This window comes from Arthrobacter sp. AK01, assembly GCF_021109375.1.
Lineage (GTDB): Bacteria > Actinomycetota > Actinomycetes > Actinomycetales > Micrococcaceae > Arthrobacter.
In genome coordinates this window covers 1-13100 of sequence record NZ_JAJOHP010000029.1, presented here as the reverse complement: position 1 = coordinate 13100, position 13100 = coordinate 1, and the positions used below count along the sequence as shown (strand labels likewise).

Sequence of the window (13100 nt, the reverse complement as noted above, 5' to 3'; positions counted from 1 at the left end):
AACCTGACATGAAACTCGACCTCCTCCTGCGGAACGCAGACATCATCACCATGGATCCGGACCGCCCCGTGGCCAGTTCGCTGGGCATCTGGAAGGGACGCATCGTGGGCCTCGACGAGGACCTGGACGGCTTGGACGCCGTCGAGGTCCTGGACCTCGCCGGGGCGACGCTCACTCCGGGCTTCATCGACGCCCATTGCCACACCACATGGTTCGGGCTGGGCCTGGCGGAACTGGACGTGTCCGGCGCGCGCGGCCTGGAGGAGCTCTATGAGTTGCTGCGGGGCGCTGCCACAAACGCCGGGTCCGACGGCGAGGGGTGGCTTTTCGCCACCGGTTTCAGCCAGACCCAGCACGGCGGTTCCTTCCCGGATATCGACGAGCTTGATCGGATCACGGGGGAGCGGCCGCTGTTCATGCGGCACAACTCAGGGCACATGGCGGTGGTCAACACCGCTGCGCTGCGGCTGGCAGGTGCCGAGTCGCCGTCGTTCCCCGATCCCGACGGCGGCGCGATCGTCCGTGACGAAGCGGGACGGCCCACGGGACTCGTCCAGGAGACGGCCCAGGAACTGATCCAGCAGCTGATCCTGCCGTATGCCTTGGAGGACATCGAGGCCGCCCTTGAACGGGCAACGCTGTATTACGCCTCCGAGGGCATCACGAGTTTCACCGAAGCCGGAGTGGGCGGCGGCTGGATCGGGCACAGCCCGGCCGAGCTCGCCGCCTACCAGGGCGCTGCGGCCACCGGCCGGCTGCACGCCAGGGCACAGGTAATGCCGGTGCTGGACGTACTGCACGGACTCAACGGCCATTCTTCGGACAGCCCAGGTGCCGCGCCGGCCGGACTGGATCTTGGCATCACCAGCGGATTCGGGAACGAGTTCCTTTCCCTCGGCCCCGCCAAGGTCTTCCTGGACGGCTCACTCCTGGGCGAAACCGCTGCCGTGAGCCACGAGTTCTGCAGCCACGGACACAAGGACAACCGAGGCAATACCGGCTACTTCCAGGCGGACCCGGCCCAGCTGCGGGAACGCATCGAGGCCGCCTACGCCGCCGGCTGGTCCATTGCCGCGCACGCCATCGGGGACCGGGCCGTGGACCTCGCCGTGGACATCATCACGGATTGCCAGGCTGCGTATGGGCCGCGCCGCGTGCCCAACAGGATCGAGCACGCCTCCATGACCCGTCCGGAGCAGCTCGAGAGGCTTGCGGACGCCGGCATTGCCGTGACACCGCAGGCGAGCTTCTTCCGCGACGGCGGGGACGGCATGACCGCTTCGCTGGGACCGGACCGTTTGCCGTGGGCCTACCGGGCAGCCAGCTTCCTGGAAGCCGGAGTGGTGCTCGCCGGAAGCTCGGACCGGCCTGTCGCCGACGGAAACGTCCTGCGTGGCATGCAGGCGTTCGTTGACCGCCGGACCGAATCCGGCTCGGTGTTTGGGAACCCGGCGGAGCGCCTGACACCCCACCAAGCATTGGCCGCCTACACGTCCGGAGCCGCCGCAGCAACGGGTTCCCTTGCGGACAAGGGCACCCTGTCGCCGGGCAAACTCGCCGACTTCACCGTCCTTTCCGCTTCACCGTTGACGGCACCGGCCATCAGCGAACTGCAGGTCCTGGCCACCGCCGTCGGAGGCCGCTTTACCTACCAATCACCCGACTTCCAAGCGGCACTTTCCCCGGAAAGTCCGTTCGCGGCGCGTGTTTCAGCCACCCAGAGCTCATAGGGGAGACCATGACAACCACCACAAGTTTCACCACGCAGGACACCGCGTTCGTCCAGGACTTCCGGACCATGAGCGCCTTCGGTGCCACTGAGAACGGCGGCGTGGACCGCCAGGCCGCAACCATTCCTGACGGTGAACAGCGCCGCTGGCTGGCAGGCCTCCTTGAGCAGCACGGCTTCACCGTGAAGTTCGACCACGCCGGGAACCAGTGGGGCCTCTACGAAGCCGTGCCCGGTGCACCCTTCGTGGTGGTCGGCTCGCACATGGATTCACAGCCGACGGCGGGCCGTTACGACGGCGCCTACGGCGTCCTCGCCGCCGCCCACGCCGCGTTCCGCCTGGCAGCCCGCTGGGAAGCCGGCGCCACGGCACCCAAGTTCAACCTCGCCGTCGTCAACTGGTTCAACGAGGAAGGCAGCCGCTTCAAGCCGTCCATGATGGGCTCGTCCGTCTACACCGGCAAGCTGGAACTTGAAGACGCCCTCAACACCAAGGACGCCGCCGGGGTTACCGTCCGCGATGCCTTGGACGCGATCGGCTGCCGTGGAACCTTTGAAGGGCCGGAGGCGGCCTACTGCGCCGAGATCCACATCGAGCAGGGCCGCAGCATGGAACGCGAAGGCGTCACGATTGGCCTGGTCAGCTCCAACTGGGCTGCGAACAAGTACGAGTTCGTGGTCCACGGCGAGCAGGCGCACACGGGTTCCACGGTGATCGCAGACCGGAAGGACGCGCTGCTCGGCGCCTCGATGCTGGTGGTTGCCGCGCGCGAACTTGCCGATCGCTTCCCCGGCGCCCTCCACACCTCCGTGGGGCAGCTGAACGTGTACCCGAACTCGCCCGTGGTGGTGCCCTCCCGCGTGAACCTGCTGCTGGACCTGCGCAGCGCCGATGAAGCGGTCCTGGCCGAGGCCGACGCCCTGCTGCACGCCCGCATCACGGAGATCGAACGGCTGGCCAACGTCTCGGTGGAGAAGCACCATTCACACTCCTGGGCCGTCACCCCGTACCAGCCGGAGGGCGTTGAGCTCGCGGCGAAGGTGGCCGCCGACCTGGGCCTGTCCAACAAGGAAGTCATGACCCTGGCCGGACACGACTCCACCAACATGAAGGACCTCGTCCCCACCGTGATGCTGTTTGTGCCGAGCGTGGATGGCATCTCCCACAACGAGCACGAATACACCACGGACGAGGACATCGTTGCCGGACTGACCATGCTCACCGAAGTTGTCGGCCGGCTTTGTGATGGGGTGTTGGAGGACTAGCTGCGTTAGGGGGCCGGCGTCTTCTGTGGTGGTGTTCTTTCCACCACGATCGACGCCGGCGCCGCACCGCCCGCGGCATCCGGGTTGGCGACGTACAGGACATCTTCGCTGATCCTGGCCTCTATCTTGGCCGCCCTGAGGCGGTCCAGCAGCGGCTCCAGTCCGCCGTCGTACTCGAATGCGAGGTCACCGTTGGTGCCGTCCGCGCCGTGGATCACCCGCAGGATTCCGCCGTTCTTGGTGGTGAACGTGGCCGATTCGTCGTCCTCGGATGACGGACGGGCACCGATGTTCCGGAGGTCGTTGGCGGCAAGGCCCACAAAGGGACTGACCCAAGTGGCTACCACCGTGAGGGCTGGATCGGCCTCCGTCGACGTTGCCCACGTGCCGTCCAGGGCCCGCCGGGCGGGGAAGGCGAAGAACTCGAACCCGTCCTCAGTGGAGATTCGCACAGTGGTTCCGTCGGGTGACTCGTGGATTTCCGCCTGGGTGCCGGCTTCCTCGGTTCGCCGCGCAAACTCCTCAAGGTTTCCTGCCTCGACCCCAAAGATCGTGGATCCGTCCAGCGGGTGGCCGTGCTCCACGTAGCCCAGCGCGAGGCGACCCGAACCGGCGTCGTATTCCCGCCAATCGCCCTCATCCACGGTGGTGAACAACCCCAGCGCCTGAAGAAGCGTGGCCCACTGCTCGGGGTGGGATGTGTAGTGGGTGGGGCGGGATCGCAACATTGGTCCTCCTGGGGTGGGTCCTGCAGGTACGGTGGCGTCAGCTTCCAGCCTATGCCGTGTGGCCTTGTCAATGGCCGCCTGTTTCACAGCAGAATGAACCCATGGCAATTGAGCTTGAGGAATTACTGGTTACAGACGGTGCCGCTTGGCGTGGCTGGCTTTCGGCACATGCCGCGGACAGTCCCGGAGTGTGGCTGATCCTCCACAAGAAGGGTGGCAACGTCACGGAACTGGACTACGACGCCGCCTTGGATGAGGCCCTGTGCTTTGGTTGGATCGACGGGCAAGCCAGGAGCCGCGACGCCGACAGCTACTTCCAACGCATGACGCCGCGTGGCCGCAAGAGCATTTGGTCCGTAAGGAACGTGGGGCACATCGCCCGGTTGGAATCCGTAGGCAAGATGACCGACGCAGGCCGTGCCGCCGTCGAGGCCGCCAAAGCCGATGGCCGTTGGGAGGCCGCTTATGCCGGACCCGCGGACTCAGTTGTCCCGGACGACCTCGCAGCTGCGATCGCCGAAGTTCCCGAGGCCCAAGCCATGTTCGACGTCCTGACGTCCCAGAACCGCTTTGCCCTCATCCATCGCACCAACGGGGTCAAACGGGCAGAAACCCGGGCGCGCAAGATCGCCGGATTCGTCGAGATGCTTGCCCGGCACGAAGCGCCGTACCCGCAGAAGAAACGTCCGGTGTAGTTGGACTTGCCCGGTCAGGACTCGAAAGGGAACGCCACGCCTTCGCCCACCACACGCAGGCACAATTCCGTGCCCGGCTTGGTGATCGAGGCGTTCCAATGCCGGATGGTAATGATCTCGCCGCCGCCAGGATAGCGGTGGCTGTTGCCGGAGGCGCCACCGTCAGGGGCCTTGTATTCACCCAATTTGATACGAACCGTGGTCTCCGGGCCGAAGTAGTCTGTGTCCACCACAACGCCGCGGATGGGCCCGTCCGATGCAATGCGGATTTGCTCCGGCCTCAGCATGAGTTGGACCTTCCCCTGAGCCGGCGGGCGCCGGACAGGTATTCCGCCCAAGGAGCAGGTAGCCAGCGAGCCCTCCATCCACGCATCGAGAATGACGGCATCGCCCAGGAACTCGGCGGTGGCGCGATCGGCCGGGCGGGTGTAGACCACAAAGGGATTGCCGATCTGAGCCAGCTTTCCGCCGCGCATGATGGCCACTTGGTCTGCGAAGGAAAGCGCTTCTGCTTGGTCATGGGTCACCAGGATGGTGGTCACGCCGGCAGCGTTGAGCACCTTGGCGACGGCCCGGCGCGTGGCCACCCGGAGGCCTGCGTCAAGGGCAGAGAAAGGCTCGTCAAGCAGCATGAGTTCGGGTTCCCTGGCCAGTGCACGGGCCAAAGCGACCCGCTGCTGCTGGCCGCCGGACAACTGGTGGGGTCGGCGCTTGGCCATGGAGGCGTCCAAGGACACCATGTCCAGCAGTTCCTGCACCCGTGACCTCACGGCGCCGCGACCGCCGTCGAGCTTTCCTGGATCCACGCCGAACGCGACGTTCTGTCCTACCGTCAGATGGGGAAAGAGGGCACCGTCCTGAGCGACGTACCCTACCTGCCGCTTGTGGGCAGGTACCCACACGCCGTCACCTGCCACCGGGGCGCCACTGAGCCTGATGGATCCAGTGTCCGGATGCTCAAAGCCCGCGATCAGCCTCAACAACGTGGTCTTGCCGGAACCCGACGGGCCAACGATTGCCGTGGTCCCGCCCTTGGCGACAGAAAGGTTGACGCCCTTCAAGACAGCCTGGGAACCGAAGTTCTTGGTGACCTCCGAGATATCCAAGTGCGCATTCGTGGTGGGCGCCACGGAGGGGGCCACCCGCGGTGACGGAAGCCTGGAAGGGGATTGTTCGGTCACTGTCCGGCTACTTTCTTGGACTGTTGGAAGAGAAGGTACGTCATGGGGGCCGACAACAGAATCATCAACAACGCATACGGTGCGGCACCGGCGTAGTCGATCTCGCTGCTTTTGCTCCAGAACTCCGTGGCCAACGTCCGCGTGCCGTTGGGCGAGAGAAGCAAGGTGGCCGTCAGTTCGTTGACAATGGCAAGGAAGACCAGCGCTGCACCGCCTGCAGCGGCCGGCGCAGTAAGCCGCAACGTCACTTTGAAGAAGGACGCCAAAGGGGTCTTGCCCAAGGACTGCGCGGCCTCATCGAGTTCCTTGGGCGCCTGTGCCAGGCCTGCACGGATATTCACCAAAGCCCGTGGAAGGAACAGCAGGACGTACGCGGCAATCAGGACTCCCGCGGTCTGGTAAACCCCCGGTACGGCCCGGATGCTGACGGTGACGAACGCCAGGCCCACCACGATTCCCGGCAGTGAACTGGTGACATAGTTGGAGAGTTCCAGCATCTTGCTGAACCAGCTGGGGTGCCTGACGGCAAGGTAAGCCATGGGAAATGCCACCACCGTGGTGACGATCGCTCCGGCCGCCCCGTACATGAGGGTCTGAAGGAGCGCCGGGACGAACTCCTCGGCTGCCCACACTTCCGAACCGCCCGCCATGACCCACTTGAGGACAAACCAGAGTGGGAGCCCGAAAGCCAGGACCGTGAGGGCCAGGAGGGCCAACTGCGCAGGCAGCTGGTATCCCCCCAGGGGCAACCGAATGGCCCTCGCTTGCGCGCCGGAGCCGATCCGGGCGTAGCGGGCAGAGCCGCGGCTTTTGACCTCCGCCAGCAGCAGGAGCAGGCACAGGAACACCAACACGCTGGCCAGCATGTTGCCTGCGGTCCCGTTGAAGGTGGACTGGAACTGAACCATGATGGCCGTGGTGAACGTGTCAAAGCGGATCATCGCGAAGGCGCCATACTCGGCCAACAGGTGCAGCGCCACCAGCAGAGCACCGCCGGTCATGGCAATTCGCAGTTGCGGCAACACCACCCGGACGAAGACAGCCCAGGAGCCCAGGCCCAACGACGCTGCGGACTGTTCAATGGCTGGGTCCAGCCGGCCAAGGGTTGCAGCGGCCGGAATGTACACCAACGGGAAGTAGGACAGCGTGGCGATCAGAACCCCGGACCAGAGGCCCTCCAAGGAGGGAACCGCGGACACCCAGGAGTAGCTGTTGACGAACGCCGGAATAGCCAACGGGGCAGCCAGCGCCACGGCCCACCAACGGTGTCCGCGCAGTTGGGTTCGTTCCACCAGCCACGCGCCGCCCACTCCGAGCACCAGGCACAGCGGCACGGTGAACACCATCAGCAAAACGGTGTTCAGCAGGAGCTCGCCTACGCGTGGACGCACAATGAGATCAACGGCCGTGTCCCAGCCCGTCGCGGCCGTCATGTACAGCACGTAGCCCAGCGGAATCAGCGAAAACAGCGCTATCAGCACCGCCAGTAACGACACCGTGGAAACGCCGAAAGGCGGGCGGGGGCGCTTGCCCCGGCCCGCCGTCGTCGTGCTTCCCTCTGAACGTGGAACGTTGGGAGCCGATTGTTCGGTGGTCACAGAGTTACAGGAGTCCTGCCTTGGTCATCAATTCAGTGACCTTGGTGGAGTTCAGCTTGGCGGGGTCCACCGTGGGAGCCTGCAGGTCCTTGATGGGAACAAGCTTCTCGTTGGCATCAACCTGTGAGGCGATGGCGTATTCGAAGGACGTTCCGGTCTTGAGGATCTCCTGCCCGGCCTTGCCCGTGATGAACTTCAGGAACGCCTGCGCGTCGGCCGCCTTCTTGGACGACTTCAGGACGCCGCCACCCGAGACGGAAACGAACGCGCCCGGGTCCTGGTTCTTGAAGTAGAACGGCGTGACGTTCTTGGAATTCTCGCCGGTTTTGGCCTGGTCGCCATAGTAGTAGTAGTGGTAGATCAGTGCCGCGTCCACTTCTCCGGCGTTGACGGCCTTCATGGCAGTGCTGTTGCCCTTGTAGGCCTTGAAGTTCTCCTTCATGCCCTTGAGCCACTCTTCGGTTGCGGCCTCGCCCTTGAGCTCAAGCAGTGCCGAGACAATGGCTTGGAAGTCAGCGCCGGAGGGCGACGCTGCCCACTTTCCCTTCCATTCAGGGTTTGCCAGATCCAGCATTGACTTGGGCAGCTGGTCCTCGCTGATTTTGGTCTTGTCGTACACCAGGACGGTGGAGCGCGCAGCAATTCCGGTCCACTTCCCCGTGGAGGGGCGGAATTCCGCCGGGACCTGGTCGATGGTGGCTTTATCGACGTCGGCGAACAGCCCTGCGTTCTCCACCTGCGCCATTGCAGGGGAGTTCTCGGTGAGGAAGACGTCAGCCGGTGAGGCCGCGCCTTCCTGGACAATCTGGTTGGACATTTCGGTGTCCGAGCCCTGGCGCAGGGTGACCTTGATGCCGGTCTCCTTGGTGAAGGCGTCGATCCATTCCTTGGTCAGGCTCTCATGCTGGGCGTTGTAGACCGTGATGCCATCGCCCGCGGCCGACGAACCGGACGCGTCCGGCGAGGTGGTGGTGGAGCCGCAGGCGGAAAGGCCAAGAGCGGCGGTGGCGAGGAGTGCGATTCCGGCCAGAGCGTTTTTGGGGAGCTTCATGGGGCTACTTTCTGGGAACAGGCATGGAAGTCCACGGCAGTGGTGTCGTGTCCATGCTGGCGGGAAGGTTGGGGTCCGCCGTAAAAAGCGTAGGTTAGCCATACCTTTGTTCAAAAGCCGAAAGAGCTTTAAGTGACAGGGATCACGGTAATTACGGAAGTGTTGCGTATCGTAATTCGTTTTACATACTGGCCGCAGCCTCAAATGTCATCCACGCCTGCAACTGCGTGGAAAGTTCGACGGCGGCACCCGCCGGATACGTCCCGCTCGCCGGCCGCAGGGGATTGGGGGAGAAGATCAATGGCACGCTGCCCTTGCCCCGCATCAGCTCGGGCGCTTCCCTCCGGGTCAGCCAGAAAGCTTCAGCCGTGGCGTGCACCAGGGCCCGGGCAGTCCGCCTTGTGGTTTCCTGTAGGCGGTGGTCCCGCGCGGCCAGCGCCAGATACCTGACGAGGATCCCGGTGAAGAGGCCGCCGTCACCGGTTCCATCGCCGTGGACCACACGAGTCCCGGGGACGGTCAGCTCGCGGGCCACCGACTCAACCAGATGCTCAGCCCGTTCCAGATTTTCCTGGCCGCCAAGTTCCAGTAAGGCACCCAGAATCGGGCCTTGGTTATAGGTATAGATGGACTCTTCCAGGACGGTTTCACCATTCTTGATCCTCAGCCCATCCTGGTAGACGCCCCGTTCCGCGTGGAAGAGCTTGCTGTTGAGCCAGTTCACCAGGGACTGCGCCCTCTCGCGGTGGTCCGTCCGTGCGAAGTACAGAGCCACGGGAGCTGTGGCCGGCGTGTTCTTGAAGTCCCGTTGGGTGCTCCAAAAGGTTCCACCGCCCAGGTCCTCCGTCGAGGCCGAGTCGAACTGCAGCGTCAGCTTCCTGCGGACATAGGCATTGCGCCGACGGCCCGGGTTCCTGGTCTCCTCCGCCAGCTTTTCGAGCCTCAGGGTGGAGAGGGCCAGCCAGGCCATGTCGTCGTAGAAGTGGTTCTCAAACCTGAACAGGTTCCTCAACCGGATGGTGGTGACCAGTCGTGAAGCGAGCCTGCCCGCACTGGGGCGGGAGTCGCCGTCGAACTTTGTTTGGGTGGACAATTCACGACGACCGGCGTCCACCAAGCAATCGACGTAGTGCGCCTGCCACCAATAGTGCCAAGGGCCGAAGACGCTGCGGGCGGCTTTCGCGGGAATACTCACCGCACCTAAGTGGGTGCCGGGCAGGAAAAGAAGGCGCCGGCCGAAATTGCGGGTCACTGAGCGGGCCGCGTGGTCGGCGCGTTCTGCCCACTCTGTTCGTTCCGTGAAGGAGAGCGGCTGCTCGGCAGGGGAGGAATCGGCTGGCATGTCCCCAGCCTACCGAGGGTGCGCTGGCTCACAATTCCAGTTAACATGCATTAACGGATTTGAGTTCTGCATCAAGGAGGATGGATGGACATCAAGGGCACGGTCGCGCTGATCACAGGCGGGGCATCAGGGTTGGGGGCCGCTACCGCAAAGCGTTTGTTCGACGCGGGGGCTTCGGTGGTCCTTGTGGATCTGCCGCAGTCGGCGGGGGACGTTTACGCGGCGGAAGTGAACACGGGCAGCCCACACAGCCCATCGGCTCCGCGGGCCGTTTTTGTCCCCGCCGACGTCACCAACGAGGCCCAGGTGCAGGCCGCCGTCGACGCCGCAGTTGCACTTGGGCCGCTCCGCATCGTCGTCAACTGTGCCGGCATCGCCACCCCGGGCAAAGTCCTGGGCCGTGACGGCGTGCTGCCCCTGGAAAATTTCAACAAGGTCATCCAGATCAACCTTGTGGGCACGTTCAACGTGATCCGCCTCGCCGCCGCAGCCATGGTGGAAACCGAGCCGGTCTCCACTGAACTTGGCGGGCCCGAGCGCGGCGTTGTCATCAACACCGCGTCCGTCGCCGCGTTCGAAGGCCAGATCGGGCAGCCTGCCTACGCAGCATCGAAAGGTGCCGTAGCGGCCATGACCCTGCCGCTGGCGCGCGAGTTTGCCCGTTCGCTGATCCGGGTGGCCACCATCGCGCCCGGCATCTTCGAAACGCCCATGATGGCTGGTCTTCCGCAAGCCGCCCAGGATTCCCTGGGCCAGCAGGTGCCACATCCCGCCCGCCTCGGCCGCGCGGCGGAGTACGCCAACCTGGCCGCCCATATCGTGGAGAACGCCATGCTCAACGGGGAGACCATCCGGCTGGACGGCGCCATCCGCATGGGGCTCAAATGATGGGCGACTACAGCGGCGGTTCAGTGTACTCTGGCTCGGCGGGCGCCGTTCCGCCATCCGTGGCGGACCTGCCCACTGCCGACTTCTTCGACTTCGAGTCTCTGCTGAGCGTCCAGGAACAGCGGAAACTCAACGAACTCCGGGCCTTCCTCGCCTCGGAGATAGCCCCTTATGCCGGGCAATGGTGGGAAAAAGCCGAGTTCCCGGAACACATCCTGCCCAAGCTCGCAGCCCTGCGGCTCAGTGCTCCGGCACAGCGTGGATATACGCACCTTTTCGCCGGCCTGGTCATCGCCGAGATGACACGCGTTGATACTTCAATTGCCACGTTCTTCATGGTCCATCACGATCTCTTCGTGGAGTCACTGTACGACTTCGGCAGCGACTCCCAACAGGACCGCTACCTCGACGACGCGTCCAACCTCCGCACCACCGGAGCCTTCGCGCTGACCGAACCGGACCATGGGTCCGATGTTGCCGGAGGTATGGAAACCACCGCCCACCGCGTTGAGCGGGCAGACCACGACGGCGGTGACTACTGGGTGATCAACGGCGCCAAACGCTGGATCGGCAACGGGACGTTCTGCGACTACATGCTGGTGTGGGCCAAGGACGAGGCGGACGGCGCCGTGCGCGCGTTCATCGTTGACGCCTCCCTGCCGGGCATCACCCGGAGCCGCATCGAGAACAAGATCGCCCTGCGGACCGTGCAGAACGCCGACATCGTTTTCGTGGATGTCGAAGTAGCTGAGGCAGATCGCTTCGCAGGCATCAGCAGCTTTGCCGACACCAACCACCTGCTGCGCGGATCCCGGATCATGGTCGCCTGGCAGGCAGTCGGCCAGCAACTGGCAGCGTTCGACGTAGCCCGGCAGTACGCCGTGGAACGGATGCAGTTCGGCAGGCCGCTCGCCAAATTCCAGCTCATCCAGCAACACTTGGTGGACATGTTGGGAAACTCCGTAGCCAGCATGGGGATGATGGTCAGGATCGCGCAATTGCAGGAAGACATCTACACCGACGCCCAAGGTGTGCGGCACGGCGGCGCAGACATGGCACAAGTGGCGCTCGCGAAAGCATACTGCAGTGCCCGGATGCGGGAGACGGTAGCCCTGGGGCGGTCCATTCTTGGCGGCAACGGAATCGTCACCGACTACCGGATCGCCAAGATCTTTGCTGACGCCGAGGCCATCTTCACGTACGAGGGCTCGTACGAAATCAACTCGCTCATCGTTGGCCGCGCTGTGACGGGAGTTTCGGCGATCGCCTAGTCCTGCTGGGGGAGCTTCTCGCCCGCTTCCACCCGCACGTCTATCGAATTGCCACGGACAGGCATGGGGCACGTTCCGTAGGGCGTGAAAGCGCTGGGGTAATTGATACTGCGGTTGAAATCGATCACCACGGAGCCATCGGGACGGGGGCGGGGGATGAATACCTTGCGCCACTCATCCGTGGTGTCTCCGTTGGTTTCATCGTGGAAGGTCACATTGAGGGCCCCCAGCTTCTCCTCTTCGGCGTGAAGACGGATCTCGTGCGGGACGCCCGGTACCCGGAAAACCACCTCGCCCACTGAGCGATGGACCCCGTCCACCAACGGGTTGGCTGTGCCGATGGGTACGTCCTGGGGCTCGGCATAGGCTTCGAAGCGGCCTCCGACAATCCAATCAGGGTTGAAATCGTACGCCGGTACGCCGCTGAACTCCGTCAGCACGGGAGAGCCATTGTCACGGGTGCGAACAGCGTACTTATCCGCACGCATGGCGAGTTCCACCACCACCTGTTTGCCATTGGGGCCGCCGTATTGGACCCACATCAGCGACTCTTCGTCTTCCAGCACGGCAGTGACCGTTCCTTCGACCTTCTCTCCAGTCTCAACGAAAGTGAGCCCGTCAGCCGCGCTCGCTGAAAGAGATGCTGTGGTGCCGTCGGTGGACCAGAGACCGGGAACGAGTTCCAGTTCGGAGGGTGCAGCCTCAAGCCATTGGAACGACGTCAGGGTCAACCAACCATGTTCGGTGGAGAGCGCTTCCTTTCGACCGGTGCGGAACCGTTGCCAACGGGCCAGCTGGGGGTCGGTTGCGGTGGTGGGCGAGCTCATGGGTCTCCTCGGCTGTGTTCACGTCAGTTCGCGGTGGTTGCACTTCCCTCAACTATGCGCCGGGCGTCGCCATTCCCGGAATCCATGGGCAGCGACAACGGGTGTCACCACCACATTGGAACGGCCCGCGCTGGCCCCCAACTCATGCCAGCGCGAGCCGAGATTTCTGGACTGCATCGATGGGCCTAGTACCACGTACCCGGCCCATCGCTGCTGTCTTGCTCCTTCGTGGAGCTCCCTCGACGGTCTTCTCGCCCTACCGCGGGCTCCTACGATCGCCTGCTAGTGCGACCGCCGCCGGGACCACCTGGCACCTGCGAAGGCGAGCACGGAACCCACAGCCAGCAGGGCTGCCGCAACAAACACGAATGCTGCTCCTTGGGTGCCGGTATTGGCGAGTTGCTCAGAGGCGTCCTCTCGGGCAGGTTCGGACGGTTCCATCGTCGGCGGCACAGCAACCGGGCTTGTGGTGTTCGAGGTCGGGGCGGGTGTGGCGGTGGTTGTGGGGGGGCTGGGTGTGGGGG

At 64.3% G+C, this 13100-nt stretch carries 11 protein-coding genes and 1 pseudogene; 5 read left to right on the top strand and 7 right to left on the bottom strand.

Annotated elements, in window-relative coordinates; translation table 11 throughout:
- Window positions 1–8 precede the first annotated feature (8 nt).
- Both LN996_RS11955 and LN996_RS11950 read left to right on the top strand, forming a co-directional pair.
- Window positions 9–1730 (top strand): amidohydrolase, encoded by a 1722-nt coding sequence (locus LN996_RS11955; RefSeq protein WP_231340599.1) that lies wholly within the window; start codon window positions 9–11, stop codon window positions 1728–1730.
- Between the two features lie 8 nt (window positions 1731–1738).
- Complete coding sequence (locus LN996_RS11950) at window positions 1739–2995, top strand: M20 family metallo-hydrolase (protein ID WP_231340598.1); 1257 nt, start codon at window positions 1739–1741, stop codon at window positions 2993–2995.
- Between the two features lie 5 nt (window positions 2996–3000).
- On the opposite strand, the gene LN996_RS11945 is transcribed toward LN996_RS11950, so the two are convergent.
- Entirely contained in the window at window positions 3001–3723 is a 723-nt protein-coding gene (locus LN996_RS11945) for a hypothetical protein (RefSeq protein WP_231340597.1), read from the bottom strand.
- A 101-nt stretch (window positions 3724–3824) separates the two neighbouring features.
- Between LN996_RS11945 and LN996_RS11940 the strand changes: the two genes are divergently transcribed.
- Entirely contained in the window at window positions 3825–4418 is a 594-nt protein-coding gene (locus LN996_RS11940) for a YdeI family protein (RefSeq protein ID WP_231340596.1), read from the top strand.
- Between the two features lie 14 nt (window positions 4419–4432).
- Here the strand turns inward: LN996_RS11940 and LN996_RS11935 are convergent, their stop codons facing one another.
- The 4 genes from LN996_RS11935 to LN996_RS11920 form a co-directional block, all read right to left on the bottom strand.
- Complete coding sequence (locus LN996_RS11935; protein ID WP_231340595.1) at window positions 4433–5599, bottom strand: ABC transporter ATP-binding protein; 1167 nt, start codon at window positions 5597–5599, stop codon at window positions 4433–4435.
- Window positions 5596–7197 carry an iron ABC transporter permease gene (locus LN996_RS11930; RefSeq protein ID WP_231340594.1) on the bottom strand — a complete coding sequence of 534 codons (1602 nt, stop codon included), beginning with the start codon at window positions 7195–7197 and terminating at the stop codon, window positions 5596–5598. Before LN996_RS11930 ends, LN996_RS11935 begins: the two co-directional genes overlap by 4 nt.
- 4 nt (window positions 7198–7201) lie before the next feature.
- Complete coding sequence (locus LN996_RS11925; protein ID WP_231340593.1) at window positions 7202–8248, bottom strand: iron ABC transporter substrate-binding protein; 1047 nt, start codon at window positions 8246–8248, stop codon at window positions 7202–7204.
- A 181-nt stretch (window positions 8249–8429) separates the two neighbouring features.
- Entirely contained in the window at window positions 8430–9590 is a 1161-nt protein-coding gene (locus LN996_RS11920) for a glycoside hydrolase family 76 protein (RefSeq protein ID WP_231340592.1), read from the bottom strand.
- An 84-nt stretch (window positions 9591–9674) separates the two neighbouring features.
- Between LN996_RS11920 and LN996_RS11915 the strand changes: the two genes are divergently transcribed.
- Window positions 9675–10478: an SDR family NAD(P)-dependent oxidoreductase gene (locus LN996_RS11915; protein ID WP_231340591.1), complete on the top strand. Its 804-nt coding sequence runs from the start codon at window positions 9675–9677 to the stop codon at window positions 10476–10478.
- A complete protein-coding gene (locus LN996_RS11910; protein ID WP_231340642.1) occupies window positions 10478–11749 on the top strand; it encodes an acyl-CoA dehydrogenase family protein in 1272 nt (423 codons plus the stop codon). The genes LN996_RS11915 and LN996_RS11910 overlap by 1 nt, the downstream gene beginning before the upstream one ends.
- Here LN996_RS11910 and LN996_RS11905 read toward each other — a convergent pair.
- Window positions 11746–12576: a DUF1684 domain-containing protein gene (locus LN996_RS11905; RefSeq protein ID WP_231340590.1), complete on the bottom strand. Its 831-nt coding sequence runs from the start codon at window positions 12574–12576 to the stop codon at window positions 11746–11748. The genes LN996_RS11910 and LN996_RS11905 overlap by 4 nt on opposite strands.
- 282 nt (window positions 12577–12858) lie before the next feature.
- Window positions 12859–13100: pseudogene (locus LN996_RS11900) on the bottom strand (hypothetical protein); the annotation flags it as partial.

What these genes read in the sequence shown, in the direction of transcription:
- LN996_RS11955 (WP_231340599.1), top strand. Translation starts at nt 9, where the DNA reads ATGAAACTCGACCTCCTCCTGCGGAACGCAGACATCATCACCATGGAT.
- LN996_RS11950 (WP_231340598.1), top strand. Translation starts at nt 1,739, where the DNA reads ATGACAACCACCACAAGTTTCACCACGCAGGACACCGCGTTCGTCCAG.
- LN996_RS11945 (WP_231340597.1), bottom strand. Translation starts at nt 3,723, where the DNA reads ATGTTGCGATCCCGCCCCACCCACTACACATCCCACCCCGAGCAGTGG.
- LN996_RS11940 (WP_231340596.1), top strand. Translation starts at nt 3,825, where the DNA reads ATGGCAATTGAGCTTGAGGAATTACTGGTTACAGACGGTGCCGCTTGG.
- LN996_RS11925 (WP_231340593.1), bottom strand. Translation starts at nt 8,248, where the DNA reads ATGAAGCTCCCCAAAAACGCTCTGGCCGGAATCGCACTCCTCGCCACC.
- LN996_RS11920 (WP_231340592.1), bottom strand. Translation starts at nt 9,590, where the DNA reads ATGCCAGCCGATTCCTCCCCTGCCGAGCAGCCGCTCTCCTTCACGGAA.
- LN996_RS11915 (WP_231340591.1), top strand. Translation starts at nt 9,675, where the DNA reads ATGGACATCAAGGGCACGGTCGCGCTGATCACAGGCGGGGCATCAGGG.
- LN996_RS11910 (WP_231340642.1), top strand. Translation starts at nt 10,478, where the DNA reads ATGGGCGACTACAGCGGCGGTTCAGTGTACTCTGGCTCGGCGGGCGCC.
- LN996_RS11905 (WP_231340590.1), bottom strand. Translation starts at nt 12,576, where the DNA reads ATGAGCTCGCCCACCACCGCAACCGACCCCCAGCTGGCCCGTTGGCAA.